This is a genomic window from Alphaproteobacteria bacterium (assembly GCA_041396705.1).
GTDB lineage: Bacteria > Pseudomonadota > Alphaproteobacteria > CALKHQ01 > CALKHQ01 > CALKHQ01.
On the sequence record JAWKYB010000023.1, the window covers coordinates 1 to 18,791 of the forward strand.

Here is an 18,791-nt window from a genome sequence, read left to right on the forward strand (position 1 = left end):
CCAGGTCGCCGACGTGCTGGCGGCGCTGGAGGCCGACCGCGCTGCGCGGACGACGCCGTGGTGGTTCGGCGCGGCCATCGGCCATGCCGACATCGCGGTCGGCTGCGCGCTGCGCTTCGTCGGCGAGGTCCACCCCGGCCTGTTCGAGCCGGCGCGCTGGCCGGCGCTCGCCGCCCATGCCGCGCGCTGCGAGGCCCTGCCCGCCTTCCAGGAAATCAGCCAGCCGTTCAAGGCCCCGGGCCAGTGACCGGCGAAGCCCGCACCACGCTGAGGCCGAGCGCGGCATAGGGCGCGGTCGCCGCCTCGGCGATCCCGGCCTCGGTGACCAGCCAGCTCGCCTGCGCCACCGGCGCGACGACGAAGGGCGAGGCCGCGCCCAGCTTCTCGCGCGAGGCCAGCACCATGGTCTCGGCCGATGCCGCCATCAGCGCCCGCTTCACCGCCGCCTCCTCGGCGTCGCCGGTGGTCAGCCCGACCTCCGGGTGCACGCCGGTGACGCCCATGACATAGAGGTCGGCGCGCACCCGCCCGATCGCCGCCACAGCGTCGGCGCCGACCGCCACCACCGAATGGCGGAACAGCCGGCCGCCGATGGTCAGCACGTCGATGCCGGGCCGGTCGACCAGCGCCACCGCGATCGCCGGGCTGTGGGTGACGACCGTCGCGCGCAGGGTCGCCGGCAGCGCGGCGACCATCGCCTCGGTGGTGGTGCCGCCGTCGACGAACACCACCTGGCCGTTGCGGATCAGCCCGGCGGCGGCCCGGCCGATCGCCGCCTTCGCCGCGGTCGAGATCGCGCGCCGGCCCGGCACGTCGACCACCGCCGGCGAGGCCGGCAGCGCGCCGCCGTGCACGCGCTGCAGCTGGCCGGCCGCGGCCCGCGCGCGCAGGTCGCGGCGGATGGTGTCCTCCGACAGCCCCAGCTCGGCGCTCAGCGCCTTGGCCACCACCTGGCCGTCGCGGCGCAGCACGTCGAGGATATGGGCCTTGCGCTGGCGGGTCAGCATCGCGCGATGTTACACGATCTTTCTTGACTCTGCACGAAATTGCACGATTGTTCGCGCGCCATCGCAGGAGCCCCATCATGTCCGTCGCCGACCGCGTGCAGATCCACGACGTCCAGCTGCTGTCCGACGACTGGTACGTCTTGAAGAAAACCACCTTCGCCTGGCGCCGCGGCGACGGGCGCTGGCAGACGCAGAGCCGCGAGACCTACGACCGCGGCAACGGCGCCGTCATCCTGCCCTACGACCCGGTGCGGCGGACGGTGATCCTGACCCGGCAGTTCCGCTTCCCCGCCTTCGTCAACGGCCATGACGACCTGCTGGTCGAGGCCGCTGCCGGCCTGCTCGACGCGCTGGGCCCGGCAGAGCGCATCCGCATCGAGGCGGAGGAGGAGACCGGCTATCGCCTGCGCAACGTGCGCCGGGTGTTCGAGGCGTTCATGAGCCCGGGCTCGGTGACCGAGCGGCTGACCTTCTTCGTCGCCGCCTATGCGCCGGGCGACCGGGCCGCGGCCGGCGGCGGCGACGCGCGCGAGGGCGAGGACATCGAGGTGCTGGAGCTGCCCTTCGCCGAGGCGCTGGCGATGGTCGCCGACGGACGCATCGTCGACGGCAAGACCATCATGCTGCTGCAATATGCGGCGCTGCACATCTTCGCCGGCGCCGCGTCGCCTCAGCCCTTCACCCAGGGATAGGACAGCGACCGGTCGGCCTGCGCGATCGCCGCGACCGCCGCGGCAAAGGCCGGGCGTTCGGCCAGCCGGCCGTACCAGCGCGCCACTGCACGCCACGGTTCCAGCTTCGGCCCGCCCAGCCGCAGCCCGAACAGCACCGCCATGAAGGCGGCGATGTCGGCGACGCTGAACGCACCGCACAGGAAATCCGCGCCGTCGAGCTGCCGGTCGAGTTCGGCGAGCCGGTCGGCGATGGCGGCCTCGGCCGGTGCGGCGTCCGCCCCCCTGCCGGCGGCGGCGTTCGGCGTCACCGGACGGCGGCTCGGTGCGGAACATCAGGGGCGCAGCGGCACGATCATCACCTCGTCGGCGAAGACCTCCAGCAGCCGGCAGCGGGCGCGGGCCGCGGCACCGGCCGGGAACAGCGGCGGCTGCGGATGGGCCTCGTCCAGATACTCCAGGATCACGGTCGAGTCGTAGAGCGACAGCGGCCCGTCGACCAGCACCGGCACCTGGCCCTTCGGGTTGACCGCCAGCACCTGCGGATGCTTCGGCGCATAGCCCGCGGTCTGGCTGAACGGCACCGGAACGGCCTCGTAGGCCAGCCCCTTCTCGCGCAGCGCGATCTCGACCTTGTGCGAATACAGGCTCAGCGGCCCGGCATAGAGTTTCATGCGTCGGCTCCCGGCGTTGTCGCCCGGCGTTATCGCCGGAGCCTGTGACAGGCACCGTCAGCAGCCTCGCCGCCGCGGCGGGCGCCGGTCGGCGTGACCTCGCCCGGCGGCTGTGCTAAGCAGCCCCATCGTTCCGCGCCGCCCGCCGCGCCGGGTGCGCCAACCGATCCGGCGAGCATGCCCCTTTCACAGCCGAGCCAGCCTGCGGCCCTGCCGCCAGCGCCGAAACTGGCCTTCGTCGCCGCCGACAACGACGAGGCGCAGCAGGCGCTGATCCGCCTGCGCGGACAGTACGAGCACGTGCCGGCCGACACCGCCGACGTGGTGGTGGCGCTGGGCGGCGACGGCTTCATGCTGGAAACGCTGCACCGTTTCCTGCCGCACGCGGTGCCGATCTTCGGCATGAACCGCGGCTCGGTCGGCTTCCTGATGAACGCCTATGGCGAGGACGACCTGCCGCAGCGGATCGCGGACGCCGAGATGGTGGTGTTGCACCCCCTCAAGATGATCGCGCAAACCATTGACGGAAATGAACAATTTGCGCTCGCCATCAACGAAGTCTCGCTGCTGCGCGAAACCCGGCAGGCGGCCAAGCTGCGCATCGAGGTCGACGGCATCGTCCGGCTGGACGAGCTGATCTGCGACGGCGCGCTGGTCTCCACCCCGGCCGGCAGCACCGCCTACAACCTGTCGGCGCACGGCCCGATCATCCCGCTGGGTGCGGAGATCCTGGCGCTGACCCCGATCAGCGCGTTCCGCCCGCGGCGCTGGCGCGGCGCGCTGCTGCCCTGCACCGCCGTGGTTTCGTTCGAGGTCAAGGAGGCGCAGAAGCGCCCGGTCAGCGCGGTCGCCGACTTCACCGAGATCCGCGACGTGCGCCGGGTGACGGTGTCCGAGGACCGCAGCATCGCGCTGTCGCTGCTGTTCGACGCCGACCAGAACCTGCGCGAGCGCATCCTGAAGGAGCAATTCACGCCATGAGCCGGGCCGACGCCGTGCTGTTCGACCTGGGCGGGGTCCTGATCGACTGGAACCCGCGCTACCTGTTCCGCAAGCTGTTCGCCGACGAGGCGGCGATGGAGCACTTCCTCGCCGAGGTCTGCGGCACGATCTGGAACATCGAGCTCGACGCCGGCCGCAGCTTCGACGACGGCCTCGCCGAGGCGCTGGCCCGCGCGCCCGAGCATGCCGACATGATCCACGCCTATCGCGACCGCTGGGCGGAGATGCTGGCCGGCCCGATCGACGGCACGGTCGCGATCCTGGAGGCGCTGCACGCGGCCGGCGTTCCGCTCTATGCGCTGACCAACTGGTCGGCGGAGACCTTCCCGATCGCCCTGGCCAAGTACCCGTTCCTCGCGCTGTTCCGCGGCATCGTCGTCTCCGGCGAGGAGCGGCTGGTCAAGCCGGACCCGCGCATCTTCCACCGCACGGTCCAGCGCTACCGGCTCGACCCGCGCCGCACGGTGTTCATCGACGACTCGCTGCCCAACGTCACCGCCGCCGCGCACTATCTCGGCATGCCGGCCCTGCGCTTCACCGGGCCGGACCAGCTCCGCGCCGACCTCGCCGCCCTCGGCTTCGCGCCCGGCTGAGCGGAGGATCGCAAGACGCCTGCCAGTGCGCTGAAAATAGACGCGAAATCGGTCCTCGCCTATGCGGCGACCCTGGCCCTCGGCGGTGCCGGCGGCGCGCTGTTCTTCTGGATCGGCACCCCGCTGCCCTGGATGATGGGCGCGATGTGCGCGACCACGATCGCCGCCATCGCCGGGCTGCGGATCCGCGCCAGCAAGACCCTGCGCAACGGCTTCATCATGGTGCTGGGCGTGCTGCTCGGCAGCACCTTCAGCCCGGCGATGATCGACGCGGTCGGCCAGTGGACCGCCAGCCTGGCCGCGATGGCCGGCTATGTCAGCGTGGTCGGGCTCGGGCTGTGCGCGCTGCTGCTGAGGATCAGCAGCTACGACCGGCCGACCGCCTATTTCAGCGCGGCGCCGGGCGGGCTCAACGAAATGATCATCGTCGGCGGCGCGATGGGCGGCGACGACCGCGTGATCTCGCTGATCCACTCCGCCCGCGTGCTGTTCGTGGTGTTCAGCCTGCCGTTCTTCTTCAGCTACGGCCAGTCGGCCCTGCCCGGCGCCGGCGGCCACGGCGGGTTGGACTGGGCCGACATCGCCCTGCTCTGCGCCGCCGCTGTGATCGGTTTTCCCGTCGCCTACCTCGCCCGCATTCCGGCCGCCCAGCTGATCGGGCCGATGCTGTTCAGCGCCGCGATCCACCTGGCCGGCTGGACCGCGGCCGGGCCGCCGGCCGAGCTGGTCGCCGTCGCCCAGGTGGTGATCGGCTCGACCATCGGCAGCCGCTTCACCGGCATGGACTGGCACGCCATGCTGCGGCCGGTCGGCTATGCCTTGATCCTGACCGTGATCATGGTCGCCGCCAGCGCCGGGCTGGCGCTGGCGCTGCACGGCGCGATCGGGGTGCCGTTCGACGCGCTGTGGCTGGCCTTCTCGCCCGGCGGACTGGCGGAGATGAGCCTGATCGCGCTGGCGCTGCACCTCGACCCGGCCTTCGTCGCCACCCACCACGTCTTCCGCATCTTGCTTGTTGTGATTCTGGCGCCGCTGGCCTACCGCTTGTTCATCCGAAAGAAGACAAGTTAGCACCCAGATTCCACCCCAATATCCGCCCATATCCGACACCTGCCGAACGGCGCCCCCGGCGCCGCGGTCCTGCGGAGGGAGACCCAGATGAGCGGCTTCACGATTTTCGTCATCGCGGTGCTGGTGCTTGCCGTCATCGCGATCAGCATGGGCGTCAAGTCGGTGCCGCAGGGCTACGAATACACGGTCGAGCGGTTCGGCCGTTTCACCCGGGTGATCCGGCCCGGCCTCAACCTTCTGGTTCCGGTATTCGACAGAATTGGCGCTAAAATCAATATGATGGAACAGGTTCTTGATGTCCCCTCTCAAGAGGTGATCACCAAGGACAACGCCATGGTCACGGTCGACGGCGTGGTATTCTACCAGATCCTCGACGCGCCGAAGGCCGCCTACGAGGTGCGCGACCTGACAATGGCCATCCTCAACCTGACCATGACCAACATCCGCACCGTGATGGGCTCGATGGACCTGGACGTGCTGCTGTCGGAGCGCGACGAGATCAACGCCCGGCTGCTGACCGTGGTCGACCACGCCACCAACCCCTGGGGCGTCAAGGTCACCCGAATCGAGATCAAGGACATCACCCCGCCGCGCGACCTGGTCGAGAGCATGGGCCGGCAGATGAAGGCCGAGCGCGACCGCCGCGCGTCGATCCTGGAGGCCGAGGGCATCCGCCAGTCGCAGATCCTGCGCGCCGAGGGCGAGAAGCAGTCGGCGATCCTGTCGGCCGAGGGCCGGCGCGAGGCCGCTTTCCGCGACGCCGAGGCGCGCGAGCGCCAGGCCGAGGCCGAGGCCAAGGCGACCCAGATGGTGTCCGAGGCGATCCGTGCCGGCGACGTGCAGGCGATCAACTATTTCATCGCCCAGCGCTATGTCGAGATGATGAAGGAACTGGCCGCATCGCCGAACCAGAAGATCCTGATGCTGCCGATGGAGACCTCCGGCGTGATCTCCAGCATCGCCGGCATCGCCGAGATCGCGAAGGATGCGTTGGGCTCGCGGTCCGACCGCTGAGCCGGCGCAGGCAGACAAGGAACCGGAACGATGGACCTGGAAATGCTGCTGAACGGCCCGCCCTACTGGTACTGGCTGGCTGGCGGCGTGCTGCTGATCGCGCTGGAGATCATGGTGCCCGGCGCTTTCCTGATCTGGCTCGGGCTGGCCGCGATCATCACCGCGCTCGCCACCGTGATCGCGCCCGACATGGCGCTGACGTACCAGATCCTGATCTTCGCCGGGCTATCGGTGGTGACCGTGCTGACCGGCCGGCGCTGGATGGTGCGCCTGAACGAGCGCTCGGAGCAGCCGCTGCTCAACCGCCGCGGCGAGCAGTATATCGGCCAGCGCTACACCCTCGACAAGCCGATCCGCGACGGCTCCGGCCGACTCCGCGTCGGCGATTCCACCTGGGTGGTGCGCGGCCCAGACCTGCCGGCCGGCGCCCATGTCCGGGTCACCGCGATCGACGGCGCGACGATGGTGGTCGAGCGGGTCGACTGAGCGGCGCCCGGTGGCAGTTCAGAACGGCTCGTCGCGGCCGGCCAGATAGGCGGTGTCCTCCGCCGTCGGCGTGCGGCCGAGGACCGGGTTGCGGTGGGGGAAGCGGCCGAAGCGCGCGATGACCGCGCGGTGCCGCTCGGCATAGTCCAGCATCTCGGCGTCGCCATGGGCGGCGAACAGCGCGACGCTGCGGTCCTGGTCGGCCAGCGCCTCGGAGTGCTCGAACGGCAGGTAGAGAAACGGCCGCCGCGCGGCCGCCACCGCCCGGTCGAAGCCGCGGGCGAGCGCGGCGTCGGCGACGGCGCGCGCCTTGGCGTCCTGGGCAAATGCGCCCGCGCTGTCGCGGTGCAGGTTGCGCGGGAACTGGTCGAGCAGCAGCACCAGCGCCAGCGCGCCGTCGGCGGTGTCGGCCCAATGGTCGAGCCGGCCCGCCGCGGCGTCGGCCGCCGGCCCGGCGAAGCGGTCGGCGACCATGCGGTCGACCCGGGCGCCGCCGCGGAACCAGTCCTCGTGGGTCAGCTCGCCGAACCAGAAGTCCAGCACGGCCGCGGGCGTCAGGCCCTCGCCGCCGGGTCGTTCGCGCACCGGTCCCTCCACAGCCGCCGGTAGGCGCCCTCCAGCGCGCGCGCCATGCCGGCGCCGTCGCGCAACGGAGAGACCGCCAGCCGGTCGCGCAGGCTCGCGCGCAGCTGACGCCGCGCGCCGGCATCATGGGCGAGCGAGACCGCGAGGTCCACATAGTCGTCCTCGGTCTCGGCGATCAGGGCGTCGAGCCCGGCGGCGAACAGCACGGCGCCGCCGTGGCGCTCGTGATAGAGCCGGCCGGCCAGGGTCACCACCGGCACGCCCATCCACAGCGCCTCCATCGCGGTGGTCGAGCCGCTGTAGGGGAAGGTGTCGAGCACGATGTCGACCTCGGCGACGCGCGCCAGCAGCTCCTCGTGCGCCGTCGGCCCCTCCAGCAGCAGCCGCTCGCCGGCGATGCCGGCCTCGGCGAACATCGCCGCGAACCGGTCGCGCACCGCGGCATCGGCGCAGGCATGGGTGCGGATCGCCAGCCGCGCGCCCGGCAGGTGGCGCAGGATCCGGCCCCAGGTCTCGGCCATGCGCGGGTTCAGCTTGGCGGCGTTGGCGAAGCAGCCGAAGGTGACCGCGGCGTCGGGCGCGCAGGCGTCGAGGCGTACCGGCGGCGCATAGGGCGGCGGCGCATAGCAGGCATAGACCGGCAGGTCGGCGATCACGGTCTCGGTATAGTCGCCCGGCTCGGCGCCGGCGGCGACGAAGGGGTCGAGCAGGATCGCGTCCATTGCCGGCACGCCGGTGGTGCCGGCATAGCCGGCCCAGGTCACCTGCACCGGCGCCGCCCGGCCGGCGAACAGCGGCAGCCGGTTGTCGCGGGTGTGACCGGCCAGGTCGACCAGCACGTCGATGCCCAGCTCGGCGATCCGTTGCGCCAGCGCGCGGTCGTCGAGCCCGGCGACCGGGTGCCAGCCGTCGACGCCGGCCTGCAGCGCCTCGGTCATCCAGTCGCGGCGGGTGTTGTCGTAGAGCGCGTGCACCGCCACCGCCGCGCGGTCGTGCGCCGGCAGCACGTCGTGCAGGAAGAAGCCGACCGGGTGGCGGCGGAAGTCCGGCGAGAGATAGCCGACGGTGAGCCGGCGGTCGGGCGCGGCGTCGCGGCCGGCGAAGACCGCGGCCGGCGCCGGGGCGCGCAGCCGGCCGCCCCGCCGGCGGTGCAGCGTGGCGATCGCCTGCGGCGCGGCGGTCTCGTCGTAGAGCGCGGCGAACAGCCGGTTGCTGATCAGCACCGCGTCGTCGGGCCTGCGGTCGACCGCGGCCTGCAGGCACTGCTGCGCCGCGCCCTGCCGCCCGGTCTCGACCAGCAGCGTGCCCAGGTTGCCCAGCAGCGTGGTGTCGTCCGGCGCCAGCGCCAGCGCGCGGCGATAGGCAGCCTCCGCCTCGTCATGGGCCATGCAGGCCTGGGCGGCGGCGCCGAGCCCGGACAGCGCGCGCACGTCGCCGCCGTCGCAGGCGACCGCGCGCCGAAAGGCGTCGCGCGCCTCCTGGTTGCGGCCGCGCAGCAGCAGGTTGCCGCCCAGCGCCACCCAGGCGCGGACGGAAGCGGGATGCAGCCGGGTGGCGAGGTCGAGATAGCCGGTGGCCTCGTCGTCGCGGCCCAGCCGCTGCAGCGCGGTGCCCAGCGCGCACAGCGCGCCGACATGCTCCGGCCGCGCCTTGACCACGTCGGCCAGCGCGACCACCGCGGCGGCGGAGCGGCCGCGCCGACGCAGGCCAGGCCGTGCAGGAAGCCGGTCTCCACCGGGTCGGCGCCGGCGGCGCGCGCCGCCTTGCAGCGGGCGATCGCCGCGTCGTAGTCGCCGGTCGACAGCAGGTCCTGGACCGGCCCGCGCCAGTCGCCGGCCGCTAGTGCCGCGTCAGCCATCGGGTCCAGTCGGCCGCACGGTTGGCCCAGGTCATCTCGCGGTTGACGAAGGCGACCTGGGCGTCGATCTCGGCCGCCCAGTGCTGCGGGTCGTCGCGGCGGCTGCACAGCTCGGCGTCGACCGCGGCGGCGAAGCGGCCGGAAAAGGCGCGCAGGTCCGCATCCGGCTCGACCAGGCGGGCGAAGCCGGCGGTGGTCTCCGGCAGCGCGCCGCGGCGCGCGGTGACCACGCGGCAGCCGGCGGCCATCGCCTCCATCACCGCGATGCACGAGGTCTCGTCGAAGGTGTTGGGATAGGCCAGCACCGACACGTCGGCCAGCGCGGCCGGCAATGCCGCCTGCGGGATCGACGGGCTGTAGGCCACGCCCGGGGTGCGCTGCGCCCAGGCATAGAGCTCGCCGAACGGATCGTCCTCGGTGTGGTACAGCGACATGCTGGAATAGACCTTCAGCCTGGCCAGCGGATGGCGCAGCGTGATCTGCGGCATGGCGTGCAGCAGCACGTGCAGGCCGCGGAACGGCGTGCTGGTATAGGCCAGCTTCGGCGCCAGCGCGTCGCCCTTGCCGCTCGGCACCAGGTTCTCGAACACCGGCGCGATCGCGTTGCGCATGATGCCGGTGCGGTGGCGATCCAGCCCGAAACCGGCGACGAAGCGGTCGGCCTGCCAGTCGCTGACCAGCGCGAACGCGTCCCAGCGCTCGCGCACCGCCGGGTCGGCCAGCGGGGCGACGCCGGGCTGGTCCTGATCGTGGCCGGTCCACAGCACCAGCCGGGCGCCGGCGGGCATCGCGGCGCGCAGGGCCTCGGCACGGGCGGCGTTGTTGACGCCGACGATCGCCTGCTCGCCCTCGGCGGCCAGCGCCGCGGCCAGCCCGTCGCCGAGCGCGCGGCAGTCGACCCCGGCATGGCGGCCGGGCCGCGCGGTGTCGGTGACCATGCGCACGTCGTGGCCGTCCGCGGCCAGCGCGCGCGCCAGATAGCACACCGCCGCCTGCGAGCCGCCGATCGGCTCGTGCTCCGGCGTGTCGGCGACATAGTCGATGTCGATGAAGTCTACGAAGGTGAAGCGCATGGCCATTCCATGCGCCGACTGTGGTTACGGCTTCGCTAACGCGGCCGCCGGCGGCCGCGTGGCGGCCGAATGTTCTTGTTATGTTTCACGTGAAACAGCCGGCCCAGGCGCCGCGGCGACGCCGGCAGGCGGACCGCCCGCCCCACCGCCGCCACAATTGTTTTCACATCCTGTCGGTTCGTTCATCATGGCCGCCGCGCCGCCTCTCGCCCGTCCCGCCCGGGACGCCTCGGCCTTCCGGGTCCAGCCAAAGGAGAATCCGGATGAAATCGCTGCTTCTGGCGACCGCCGCCCTTGTCGCCGCAGCCGCGCTGCCCGCCACGGCGCAGCAATACGGCCATGCCAATGAGACCTTCATCGTCGCCACCGGCAACTGGCACGACATCAAGGAGACCGGCGCCCAGCGCTGCTACGACTATCTGGCCAGCCCGTCGCTGGGCGCGCTGTTCGGCGGCGGCGTGCGGGTGGGACCGCAGCCGCCGCAGAGCGCCAACGGGCACAGGACCTTTCTGCAGCCCGACGTGGTGGTGACCGACGAGGCGCCGCCGCCGATCCTGATCACGCTGTCCTGCGCCGTCGACTTCGACCCGCCGCGCCCGCCCGAGATGCCGCTGGACGAGTTCCAGAGGACCTCGACCGCCTTCATCCTGCTCGAGCTCAAGGCCGACTGGATTACGCCGCCGAACGGCCAGCACCTGGTCGTCGGCCGCGTCACCCAGCTGTTCAACGCCTTCGCCGCCGCCGCCAAGCTGGCCGCCTATCGCTGAGCCGCCGCCTGGGCACCTATTCCTCGAACCGGCCGGTCGCGTCGCGGTCGCGGTCGTAGCGCCGGGCCAGAGGAAACGGCGGCAGCCAGGATTCGCGGCGCACGACCCAGCTTTCATAGGTCGGCACCAGAAGGTCGGGCGCGTCCAGCGAACCGAGGTTCAGCTCGACCTCGTCGCCGCTGCGTGCGAACAACGACGAGCCGCAGCGGGGGCAGAAGAACCGCCCGCGATAGGCGCGCACCTCGCCCTCGATCGTCACCGCGTCCTGCGGAAAGATCGCGGAGGCGTGGAACAGCGCGCCGTGGTGCTTGCGGCAGTCGAGGCAGTGGCACAGGCCGACCCGGTACGGGCGGCCGACCGCCGCAAAGCGCACGCGGCCGCACAGGCAACCGCCGGTGTATCGATCCATCGTGTGTCTCCGCGCCGGGAACCGGCCGGCGTTGCTAGCGCGAACGCAACCGCCCCGGCAAGCGGTCGCCAACGCGAAACGCCGGCCGATCGAAGCGCGGCCGCCGCCGCGGCCAAGGGCGAAGCGCGGCCGGCCCGGCTACTTGATCGGCGACGGCAGCGGCACCTCGCGGCCGAACTCGACGTAGGAGCACACGAACTTGCCGGCCTCGGGCGCCGCGACGCTGGCGTCCTTCTTGACGGCATAGCCGAAGGCGCCGAACCAGCGCGTGTCGGGCTGGGCCAGCCGGACATGCAGGTAGTCGCCGAAGCGCGTCGGCGCGACGACGAAGTTGCCGGCCGCATCGGTGACGAATTTGCCGTCGTCGCCGACCTGCTTACGCAGCACGGTGACATCGCTCGCATTGCCGTACCAGACCACCCAGTCGCCGAGGATGCCCACGGCATGGCTGCCGAAGAGGGTTGTACCGCCGCCCCAGGCCAGCGAGATGCCGACCTCGCCGTCCGAGTTGGTCGCGAGGCTGGGATAGCAATAGGCATGGTCGCCGTTCCAGATCGCGAACTGGTCGACGCGCTTGTAGTCGGCGCCGATGTCGAAGCGCACCACCTGGACATGGGCGAACGGGAACTTGAAGCCGCCGTGGCCGCCGTCGCCGGCGGCGGCCGTCCATGCGAACCACAGTTCGTTGCCGCGGCGGGTCGCGCCGATGATGCGATGGTCCTCGCTGATCCAGTCGGCATTGTCGGGCGCCTTGGCGGCGACGTCGCCGCTGTCCAGCCGCGCCCAGTTCAGCACCTCGCGCTCGCGCCAGGCATAGTTCGGGTCGCCGCCGACCGACGAATAGATCCGCATGTGCGAGCTATCGACGTGCTGGGCGAAGTAGAACTCGTTGCCGGTCACGTTCTGCGCCGGCGAACCCACCATCGCCGTCGTGTCGATGAAGGCGAACAGGAAGCCGAACCCCTTGCCGGCGACCATGTCGGCCAGCGGCAGCTCATAGAACAGCTTGCCGGTCTTGCCGGCGAACACGTTGGTGTTGACGTGCAGGAAGTCCTTGCCCCAGGTCAGGTCCGGGAAGTCCATCCATGCGGCGCCGAGGCCGAAGGTATCGGGCGTGAAGTCCCACTGCCGCCACCACGCCTCCTTGCCGCCGGAGAATTTCTTCAGGTCGGCCTGGCTGGCCAGCGCGATCTTCACGACGTTGCGGTTGGCCTGTTTGCCGGTGCCCTTGTACGACTGCACGTAGAGCACGAAGCAGTCGATCGCCGGCACATAGTGCACCACCTGGTCTCCGGCCCAGCCGCCGTAGACGCTGTCCTGCGCAAACAGCTTGGTGAAATCCAGGTCGGTGAATGTCTTGCCGCCGTCGATCGAAAGCTTCAACCACAGGTTGCCCGACATCAGCACGACGTCGCCGCCGCGCGCGCCGCTCATGTCCGGCGGCCAGTTCTGCGCCAGCTCGGTCTCGGTGAACACGCGGAAGCCGACCGGGCCGGCGGCACCGGGCGGGGTCGGCCCCGGCCCGCTGCGGAAGTCCATCGGCCGCGGCGTCGGCTGGCGCGGATCGATCAGCCCGGTGAACGCACCGAGCGGGACCGCGCCGAGCTCCTCGTCGTCGTCGTGCCGCGGCTTCTCGACGAAGGTCCAGTCCGGATGCCGCTTCGGCACCTGCACCGGTGCGACCTGGCCGCGCGCCTTCGCCGACCAGCCGTCGCCGCGCCGCGAACCGCCGCCCGGCGGGCACGGCACATGGGTGCAGACCTCGTCGTCCGGCACCGCGGGCGGGCAGCAGGCTTCCATCTGCGCGCGCAATTTCGCCTGGCGGTCGTAGTCCAGCGCCGCCCCCGGGTGGACGGTGCGGGTGATCTCCAGCAACGCCTGCAGCGAGGTGGCGATGGAGTGCAGCGCGGTGCCGTTGCGATGCACCTCGTTGGCGGTCAGGCAGGTGGTCCGCGCGATCCGGTCGAGCAGGCAGGCGAGCTGGTCGCAGTCGCAGCCCGTCGCCGGTGGGGCGTGGCGCCAGGCGGCGACCGGCTGCGCCTGCCGTTCCTTCTCTCTTGGCTCGTCGGGCGTTGCGGGCACGGAATCGTCGCGTCGATCGCTGTCGGCTGAGCGCATGGTCGTTCTCGCACCAAAGCCCGGCGCGATCGCGCTTCGCCGGACGATTACGCCCGGCGCAGCGCGCGCGACGGGTCGTTGTTTCAGGTCTTGGGAAGGGAAGCGCGGGCCGCGCGCACCTGCACGCGACGCGCATCGAGCAACAGCACGACCGTCGCCACCGCCAGAGCGATGGCCAGGCCCCATTCGGTCGAACCGTCGCCGGCATCCGGCGCGAGCCCGAAGAACCGCTCGAGCCAGTCGGGCTCGGCGAGCGTCAGCAGAAGGGCTGCGCCGCTCAATGCCCCGAGGAAAAACTCAGTCCACAGACGCAACGACAAACGCAGCGCCATCGAAGTGCACTCCCCCAGAAGGTCAAAACAATAGGCTCAATCAATTCGACAGTCAATAAACAAGCCCAAGACTTCCTTCTGTGTTTATTCGCACAAATGGACAATTCATTTCTGAACTCTGTCCTGTACGCGCAATCGCGCCTGCGGTTCGCGGCGGCCGCGCGTGCCGCCTGCACGCACCGCCGGCGGCGCCGCGCGTTGCCTTCGCCGCGATTTCGCGCCATCGTGCCGGTCCGGACGGCCGTGCAAGGAGACCCCGCACCATGACCCCGCCCACGCGGAACACCGGTCTGCGCCGCCGGCGGGCGCTGTGCCTCGCCGCCGCGGCGCTGTGCCTGACCGGCGGCACCGTTGCGGCGCAGGCGGGCGAGCGACAGATCGCTGCCGCGGGGCCGGTCGGCGCGCTGCACGGCACCCTCGCCGGCGTGGCCGCCACCGGCACGGCACAGCCGGTGATGATCGTCATCCCCGGCTCCGGCCCGACCGACCGCAACGGCAACAGCCCGCTCGGCATCGCCGCCAGCACCTACGCCATGCTGGCCGAGGCACTGGCCGATGCCGGCATCGCCACCATCCGCATCGACAAGCGCGGCATGTTCGAGAGCGCGGCGCCGGGCGTCGACCCCAACGCGGTCACCATCGCCGACTATGTCGACGACATCGGTGCCTGGGTGACGGCGGCGCGGGCGGCAACCGGCGCCGGCTGCGTCTGGCTGGCCGGCCACAGCGAGGGCGGGCTGGTCGCGCTGGCCGCGGCGCAGCGCCTGGACGACCTGTGCGGGCTGGTGCTGATCGCCGCCCCCGGACGACGCCTCGGCGACGTGATGCGCGCGCAGCTGCGCGCCAACCCGGCGAATGCCGTCCTGCTCGACGACGCGCTTGGCGCCATCGACAGCCTGGAGGCCGGCACGCCGGCCGACGTCGCGGCGATCCACCCGGCGCTGCAGCAGCTGTTCGCCCCGGCGGTGCAGGGCTTCCTGATCAGCCTCTATTCCTACGACCCCGCCGCGCTGCTCGCCGCCTACGACGGCCCGGTGCTGGTGGTGCAGGGCGACAGCCGACCTGGTGGTGACGGTGGAGGACGCCGAGCGCCTGGCCGCCGCCCGCCCCGGCCTCGCCGCCACCGTCATCGCCGGCATGAACCACGTGCTGAAGCCGGCCCCGGCCGACGACCGCGCCGCCAACCTGGCCACCTATGCCGACCCTGCCCTGCCGCTGGTGCCGGAGGTCGTCCAGGCGATCGCGGCATTCGTGCAGGGCTAGCGGGCGCGGCGCACGCTGCCGCTTGCGGCCGATTGCCAGCGCGCAGCGCCGCTGCCACCATTCGCACCGCCACCTCGCCACGGGGCCGACCGGTTTCCGCGCCGAGCCCGCACCGGAGACCGTCGATGACGCCGCTTCGCCTTTCAGCCTGTTGATGCCGCTGTCGTCCTGCTGGCTGCCAGTCCAACAACGACCGCGACAATGCCGAGCGGGCAGGCACGCCGCCGCGGCGCAGGCCGCCCAGCCCGCCGCCGTCGCGGCCGCCCCGACCCTGGTCGAGTTCGACATGACCAGCCGTGCGAGCGGGCAGTTCGTCGGCACCTACCGCAGGAACCTGACGGCACATGGTCGGGCCTCGCACCTGCAGACCGGCGTGCCGGTGCCGTTCATCGCCTCCAGCACCAACCCGGGTTCACGATGTACACCGACGGCCTGCCGATCGCGACGCTGATCGTCGACTACCCCAACGACCAGGTCAAAAACGGCAGCGACCCTGCCGGCTGGTACAACATCACGCGGTCGGTGCTGCAATAGCGGCGGCGGCGGCGGCTGCGCGCCGCCGCGCCGGCCTACGCCTTCGCCTCGAAGATCGCCTCGAAGCCGCCATAGATCATGCGCTTGCCGGTCGAACGCATGTCCATCTGCTGCCAGCGCGGGTCGGTGTCCATCGTAGCCATGCATCGCTCGGCGGTCGCCTTGCTGGGCCACAGCAGCCAGCGAACACCACCGTCTGCCCTCGGCCAGGGCGACCGCGCGCCTGGTCGGTGAGCTTGCCGGCAGGCACGTCGTCGCCCCAGCCCTCGACATGTTGCAGCGCGCCATATTCCCTGAACAGCGGCCAGGCCTTGGCCGCCGACGCGACATAGGCGGCCTTGTTGGCGTCGGGCACCGGGGTCACGAAACCGCTGACATAACTCATCGCACCGTCTCCTTCCGGTTCGCGCCGGGCTGACCCGCCGGGAGCCTGCGCCCGGCCGCCGGGCCGGTCAAGGCGTGCTCTGCAGCGGGTTGTCGCGCCTGTAGTTGACGGCCCGGTTGAGGAAGTCGAGCGCGTTCGGCAGGTCGTTGAAGCGGTTGTACACGCCTGCACGCCGCAGCCGCGCGCGCGGCGCAGGTAGAGGATGCGCAGCACGTCGGCCTCGGTGCGGTGGGCGTCGGCCTCGGTCTGGGCCAGCTTACATCTGGTCGGCATAGACCGGCACGCCCATCTGGTCGGCGCAGAACTGGCGATGGACCAGCTCGTGGGCGAGCACGCCGAGATAGAGGTCGTCGTGGTGCGCATGCGCGCCGCCGACCGGTCGAGGATGGCGCAGTCGCCGGCCAGCCGGGTGCGCATCAGGCCGCCCTCGCCCGCCTCCTCGCATCCTGGCGGCCGCGGCGCCTCGCTCCGGACGCCAGCGCGCGTTGAGCACGTCGTGACCGCGTCACGATAGGCGTGCTCCAGATAGGCCCCGCGGTCGGGCCAGGCCGCCCGCGCGTCGGCGTTGTCGGCCCAGAACTGCGCGGATCGCCGGCACCGCGCACCGTTCGCAAAGCCGTCGGCCATCGCCTCGTTGTAGCGGATCGCGCTGGGAAGCAGCGCAGGCACTGACAGTTGGTCAGCGCCGCCCGCGCCTCCGAGGCCGCCTGCTCCTCCTCGCTGACCCCGTCGCCGCCGTCCGCCTGCGCGACCGCGCGGGCGCCGGCCCGCCGAGCGCCATCGGCAGGCCAACACCAGGAGCAGCATCAGGCCGCCGCGAACCCATGCCTCGCCTTCCACCGCAACGGCCTCCTTCCACGGCAGTCTGCCACGCCCGAGGGCGCGATGATGTCACGGAAGCCGATGCCGGCGCCAGAGCCATCGCGCCAGAGCCAAGCGCCAGAGAGCCATCGCAGCGGCCGCGCCGGCGCGGGGCGCATGTGTGACGTCACCGCCTCGCAGATCGGCGCGGCATTGGCCGCGTCGTTCTTGCGCCCGCGCCTGACGTGCAAGGCTTGACGTTGATCGGCGCCAGCAGCCGGACCTCAAGCCCGAAACGGCCTGGATCTGCCGCGCACATTGGTGCGCCGTGCCGCAAGCCTCGATCCCGAGCAGGCAGCGCGGCAACGCCTCGATTTGCCTCAGCAGCTCTTCGCGTCGCAACTGACTGCGCAACACAGGCGCGTCGGTGGCATCAACCCCGTGCACCAGGAAAACGGACTTCGCGACATCTAACCCAATCGTGGCAATCTGGCTCACGGACGCCACCTTCAGATGAAGTCAACGACCTCATCCTGGCACACCGATGCCGTACAGGGGCCGTCCACACCATCAGCGTAACTCGCGGACCGCTAACGACTGCGAAAACGGAGGACCGACCAGCTCTGTAACCGCAGCTCATGATCCCGGTCCGGCGCCGGCCGGACACGCCAGTTCCGGCTGGTCATCGCCGCTGCTCGCGCTACGATCTCAGGGCAGGAGTCACGCATCCGACCTCACCACTGCCCGAGTTTCAATGCCTTGCTAGCATCAAGATATTGCGCAAATCTAACTAGGATTTCACAGCATGTCGTTCAATTAAATCGGAACACAATATTGCGGACAAAAGTAAAAAATATAAGTATGACGGAAGGCCTTATTTCAACAAATCGGTCGATGAACTGGAAGAAACCTTCCGGGGCAACCGCGACGACGCTGCGATCTGCCAGAGACTTCCTTGAGGAGCTTGAGCACAGAAACACGCAGCGGGCATTGAAGCTCAAGAGCGAAATCGCTGTACAACGATTCCGCGCTCCGTCGGCGAAGCCATCCGCCCACGCGACCAAGGAAGCCGAGGCCAGGAAACCTGTCTCACGCTCCCCCTGAACCACCTAAGGTGCAAATCCGCAAACTCATGGCGACATTCCCAAACCAAGGTTCACACCGGGACCGAAGCCGCCCATTGCGAACGATCCGCAGGATGTCCTCCGGGCGTGGACGGCATTGGAGGTTCTTTCGCCCCAAGGGTATCGGCGTGAGACTGACCTGACCGGCGGAGACCGCTCGCGGATCGCCTGGCTGGAAGAGGGAGATTTGCCGTGGGAAATCGGCGAAAAGTCCCGGCCGAAGAAGCGGCTCTACTATGAACTGATCCTGGCGCCATCAATCTCGGGCCAGCGGTTCGAAGCCCTGCTGAAACTATATGTGCGGACAACCGGCCTGACGCTCCAAGAGAGTCACCAGAGGGTGTTTTAAAGCATCCTGCTCAGGGAAGGCCGACCGCTGAGGAGGAGAGACGAGCTTCGCGATCTCCAGCTTCGCCTGGGGCGTGCCGATCGCCTCAGGCAGGGGGATCTGAAGCTCCTCGCTGACTGGCCGACACAGGAGCGGCAGTTGGCGAAGGTTCCGGAGCGCCTGATAAAGCGGGACAAGGACGGCGAGGTCCAGCCTCTCACGAAAGCGTCGATCAGGAGCCTGTACAAATTATCTGAGAGACGCCTTGGCGTTGTCGGGGCACGACATCGAACCGCCCTGCTTTGCGGTGCGCCGGTACGAGTTTTTGCGAGCAATGTTCCCTCGAGCCCACGCTGCTGAATCCATCTGAGGACCTGGCAGCCGCACGGGAACAGGCCAAGAGCGGACAACTGCCGCGTGCTCTGAAATTCTATCTAGGCGTGTCATCGCCCGGAAAGCGGATCGATCTGCTTCAGGACGAGGCCTCCCTTCAGCACTTGCTGCAACCGGCGTTGACGCCGCTCGGCAGATGGCCCGCAAGCGGACGGTTTCCATTGGCGCTGTTGCAGCAGGTGGCCGTGAACGGAACGACGGGAGGCCTTGGGGAAACCGGAGTCTCTGGCGGTCAACGCCCGCCGGGGACCGGCAGCATAGCTCCTCCGCGACATTGTGGCGGCCAGGGTGGTCGAACGCGCC

At 70.6% G+C, this 18,791-nt stretch carries 19 protein-coding genes and 1 pseudogene; 9 read left to right on the top strand and 11 right to left on the bottom strand.

Going from position 1 to position 18,791, the window contains the following annotated elements; all coding sequences use genetic code 11:
* Positions 1-247: glutathione S-transferase C-terminal domain-containing protein (locus R3F55_24075; GenBank protein ID MEZ5670454.1), on the top strand; the 247-nt coding region annotated here is incomplete at its 5' end.
* Here R3F55_24075 and R3F55_24080 read toward each other — a convergent pair.
* Entirely contained in the window at positions 228-1,007 is a 780-nt protein-coding gene (locus tag R3F55_24080) for a DeoR/GlpR family DNA-binding transcription regulator (protein ID MEZ5670455.1), read from the bottom strand. The genes R3F55_24075 and R3F55_24080 overlap by 20 nt on opposite strands.
* A gap of 77 nt (positions 1,008-1,084) precedes the next feature.
* Between R3F55_24080 and R3F55_24085 the strand changes: the two genes are divergently transcribed.
* Positions 1,085-1,699, top strand: a complete 615-nt coding sequence (locus R3F55_24085; protein ID MEZ5670456.1) for a GDP-mannose pyrophosphatase — start codon at positions 1,085-1,087, stop codon at positions 1,697-1,699.
* On the opposite strand, the gene R3F55_24090 is transcribed toward R3F55_24085, so the two are convergent.
* A complete protein-coding gene (locus R3F55_24090; protein ID MEZ5670457.1) occupies positions 1,678-1,989 on the bottom strand; it encodes a glutathione binding-like protein in 312 nt (103 codons plus the stop codon). The genes R3F55_24085 and R3F55_24090 overlap by 22 nt on opposite strands.
* A gap of 24 nt (positions 1,990-2,013) precedes the next feature.
* Positions 2,014-2,352, bottom strand: coding sequence for a glutathione S-transferase family protein (locus R3F55_24095; GenBank protein ID MEZ5670458.1), 339 nt, complete (start codon positions 2,350-2,352; stop codon positions 2,014-2,016).
* Between the two features lie 177 nt (positions 2,353-2,529).
* Here R3F55_24095 and R3F55_24100 point away from each other — a divergent pair, with 177 nt between their 5' ends.
* The 5 genes from R3F55_24100 (at position 2,530) to R3F55_24120 (ending at position 6,518) form a co-directional block, all read left to right on the top strand.
* The gene (locus tag R3F55_24100; protein ID MEZ5670459.1) at positions 2,530-3,333 is read left to right on the top strand and encodes an NAD kinase; all 804 of its coding nucleotides are present in this window, start codon (positions 2,530-2,532) and stop codon (positions 3,331-3,333) included.
* On the top strand, positions 3,330-3,947 hold the full coding sequence (locus tag R3F55_24105) for an HAD family phosphatase (GenBank protein MEZ5670460.1): 618 nt from the start codon (positions 3,330-3,332) through the stop codon (positions 3,945-3,947). The genes R3F55_24100 and R3F55_24105 overlap by 4 nt, the downstream gene beginning before the upstream one ends.
* A 72-nt stretch (positions 3,948-4,019) precedes the next feature.
* Positions 4,020-5,018, top strand: coding sequence for an AbrB family transcriptional regulator (locus R3F55_24110; protein ID MEZ5670461.1), 999 nt, complete (start codon positions 4,020-4,022; stop codon positions 5,016-5,018).
* 87 nt (positions 5,019-5,105) lie between these two features.
* On the top strand, positions 5,106-6,032 hold the full coding sequence (locus R3F55_24115; GenBank protein MEZ5670462.1) for an SPFH domain-containing protein: 927 nt from the start codon (positions 5,106-5,108) through the stop codon (positions 6,030-6,032).
* A gap of 30 nt (positions 6,033-6,062) precedes the next feature.
* Positions 6,063-6,518 carry an NfeD family protein gene (locus tag R3F55_24120; protein MEZ5670463.1) on the top strand — a complete coding sequence of 152 codons (456 nt, stop codon included), beginning with the start codon at positions 6,063-6,065 and terminating at the stop codon, positions 6,516-6,518.
* Positions 6,519-6,536: 18 nt separating this feature from the next.
* Here the strand turns inward: R3F55_24120 and R3F55_24125 are convergent, their stop codons facing one another.
* The 3 genes from R3F55_24125 to R3F55_24135 form a co-directional block, all read right to left on the bottom strand.
* Positions 6,537-7,103 carry a DUF924 family protein gene (locus R3F55_24125; protein ID MEZ5670464.1) on the bottom strand — a complete coding sequence of 189 codons (567 nt, stop codon included), beginning with the start codon at positions 7,101-7,103 and terminating at the stop codon, positions 6,537-6,539.
* On the bottom strand, positions 7,073-8,779 hold the full coding sequence (locus R3F55_24130; protein MEZ5670465.1) for a tetratricopeptide repeat protein: 1,707 nt from the start codon (positions 8,777-8,779) through the stop codon (positions 7,073-7,075). Before R3F55_24130 ends, R3F55_24125 begins: the two co-directional genes overlap by 31 nt.
* A gap of 163 nt (positions 8,780-8,942) precedes the next feature.
* Complete coding sequence (locus tag R3F55_24135) at positions 8,943-10,034, bottom strand: glycosyltransferase (protein MEZ5670466.1); 1,092 nt, start codon at positions 10,032-10,034, stop codon at positions 8,943-8,945.
* A 263-nt stretch (positions 10,035-10,297) separates the two neighbouring features.
* Here R3F55_24135 and R3F55_24140 point away from each other — a divergent pair, with 263 nt between their 5' ends.
* The gene (locus R3F55_24140) at positions 10,298-10,801 is read left to right on the top strand and encodes a hypothetical protein (protein MEZ5670467.1); all 504 of its coding nucleotides are present in this window, start codon (positions 10,298-10,300) and stop codon (positions 10,799-10,801) included.
* A gap of 16 nt (positions 10,802-10,817) precedes the next feature.
* Here R3F55_24140 and R3F55_24145 read toward each other — a convergent pair whose 3' ends face one another.
* The 3 genes from R3F55_24145 to R3F55_24155 all read right to left on the bottom strand — a co-directional run bounded on the left by R3F55_24145 (position 10,818) and on the right by R3F55_24155 (position 13,660).
* Positions 10,818-11,210, bottom strand: a complete 393-nt coding sequence (locus R3F55_24145; GenBank protein MEZ5670468.1) for a GFA family protein — start codon at positions 11,208-11,210, stop codon at positions 10,818-10,820.
* 138 nt (positions 11,211-11,348) lie between these two features.
* A complete protein-coding gene (locus R3F55_24150) occupies positions 11,349-13,292 on the bottom strand; it encodes a hypothetical protein (protein ID MEZ5670469.1) in 1,944 nt (647 codons plus the stop codon).
* Between the two features lie 119 nt (positions 13,293-13,411).
* Entirely contained in the window at positions 13,412-13,660 is a 249-nt protein-coding gene (locus R3F55_24155) for an ABC transporter permease (protein ID MEZ5670470.1), read from the bottom strand.
* A 263-nt stretch (positions 13,661-13,923) separates the two neighbouring features.
* Here R3F55_24155 and R3F55_24160 point away from each other — a divergent pair, with 263 nt between their 5' ends.
* Positions 13,924-15,078 (top strand): alpha/beta fold hydrolase, encoded by a 1,155-nt coding sequence (locus tag R3F55_24160; protein ID MEZ5670471.1) that lies wholly within the window; start codon positions 13,924-13,926, stop codon positions 15,076-15,078.
* A gap of 620 nt (positions 15,079-15,698) precedes the next feature.
* On the opposite strand, the pseudogene R3F55_24165 reads toward R3F55_24160, so the two are convergent.
* Positions 15,699-15,842, bottom strand: a pseudogene (locus R3F55_24165) (DUF1428 family protein).
* Between the two features lie 256 nt (positions 15,843-16,098).
* A complete protein-coding gene (locus R3F55_24170) occupies positions 16,099-16,287 on the bottom strand; it encodes a hypothetical protein (GenBank protein ID MEZ5670472.1) in 189 nt (62 codons plus the stop codon).
* Positions 16,288-18,791: the final 2,504 nt, after the last annotated feature.

Coding starts and splice junctions, on each gene's coding strand:
- R3F55_24140 (MEZ5670467.1), top strand. CDS start 10,298: ATGAAATCGCTGCTTCTGGCGACCGCCGCCCTTGTCGCCGCAGCCGCG.
- R3F55_24095 (MEZ5670458.1), bottom strand. CDS start 2,352: ATGAAACTCTATGCCGGGCCGCTGAGCCTGTATTCGCACAAGGTCGAG.
- R3F55_24135 (MEZ5670466.1), bottom strand. CDS start 10,034: ATGCGCTTCACCTTCGTAGACTTCATCGACATCGACTATGTCGCCGAC.
- R3F55_24145 (MEZ5670468.1), bottom strand. CDS start 11,210: ATGGATCGATACACCGGCGGTTGCCTGTGCGGCCGCGTGCGCTTTGCG.
- R3F55_24155 (MEZ5670470.1), bottom strand. CDS start 13,660: ATGGCGCTGCGTTTGTCGTTGCGTCTGTGGACTGAGTTTTTCCTCGGG.
- R3F55_24085 (MEZ5670456.1), top strand. CDS start 1,085: ATGTCCGTCGCCGACCGCGTGCAGATCCACGACGTCCAGCTGCTGTCC.
- R3F55_24170 (MEZ5670472.1), bottom strand. CDS start 16,287: ATGCGAGGAGGCGGGCGAGGGCGGCCTGATGCGCACCCGGCTGGCCGG.
- R3F55_24080 (MEZ5670455.1), bottom strand. CDS start 1,007: ATGCTGACCCGCCAGCGCAAGGCCCATATCCTCGACGTGCTGCGCCGC.
- R3F55_24105 (MEZ5670460.1), top strand. CDS start 3,330: ATGAGCCGGGCCGACGCCGTGCTGTTCGACCTGGGCGGGGTCCTGATC.
- R3F55_24100 (MEZ5670459.1), top strand. CDS start 2,530: ATGCCCCTTTCACAGCCGAGCCAGCCTGCGGCCCTGCCGCCAGCGCCG.
- R3F55_24115 (MEZ5670462.1), top strand. CDS start 5,106: ATGAGCGGCTTCACGATTTTCGTCATCGCGGTGCTGGTGCTTGCCGTC.
- R3F55_24120 (MEZ5670463.1), top strand. CDS start 6,063: ATGGACCTGGAAATGCTGCTGAACGGCCCGCCCTACTGGTACTGGCTG.
- R3F55_24160 (MEZ5670471.1), top strand. CDS start 13,924: ATGACCCCGCCCACGCGGAACACCGGTCTGCGCCGCCGGCGGGCGCTG.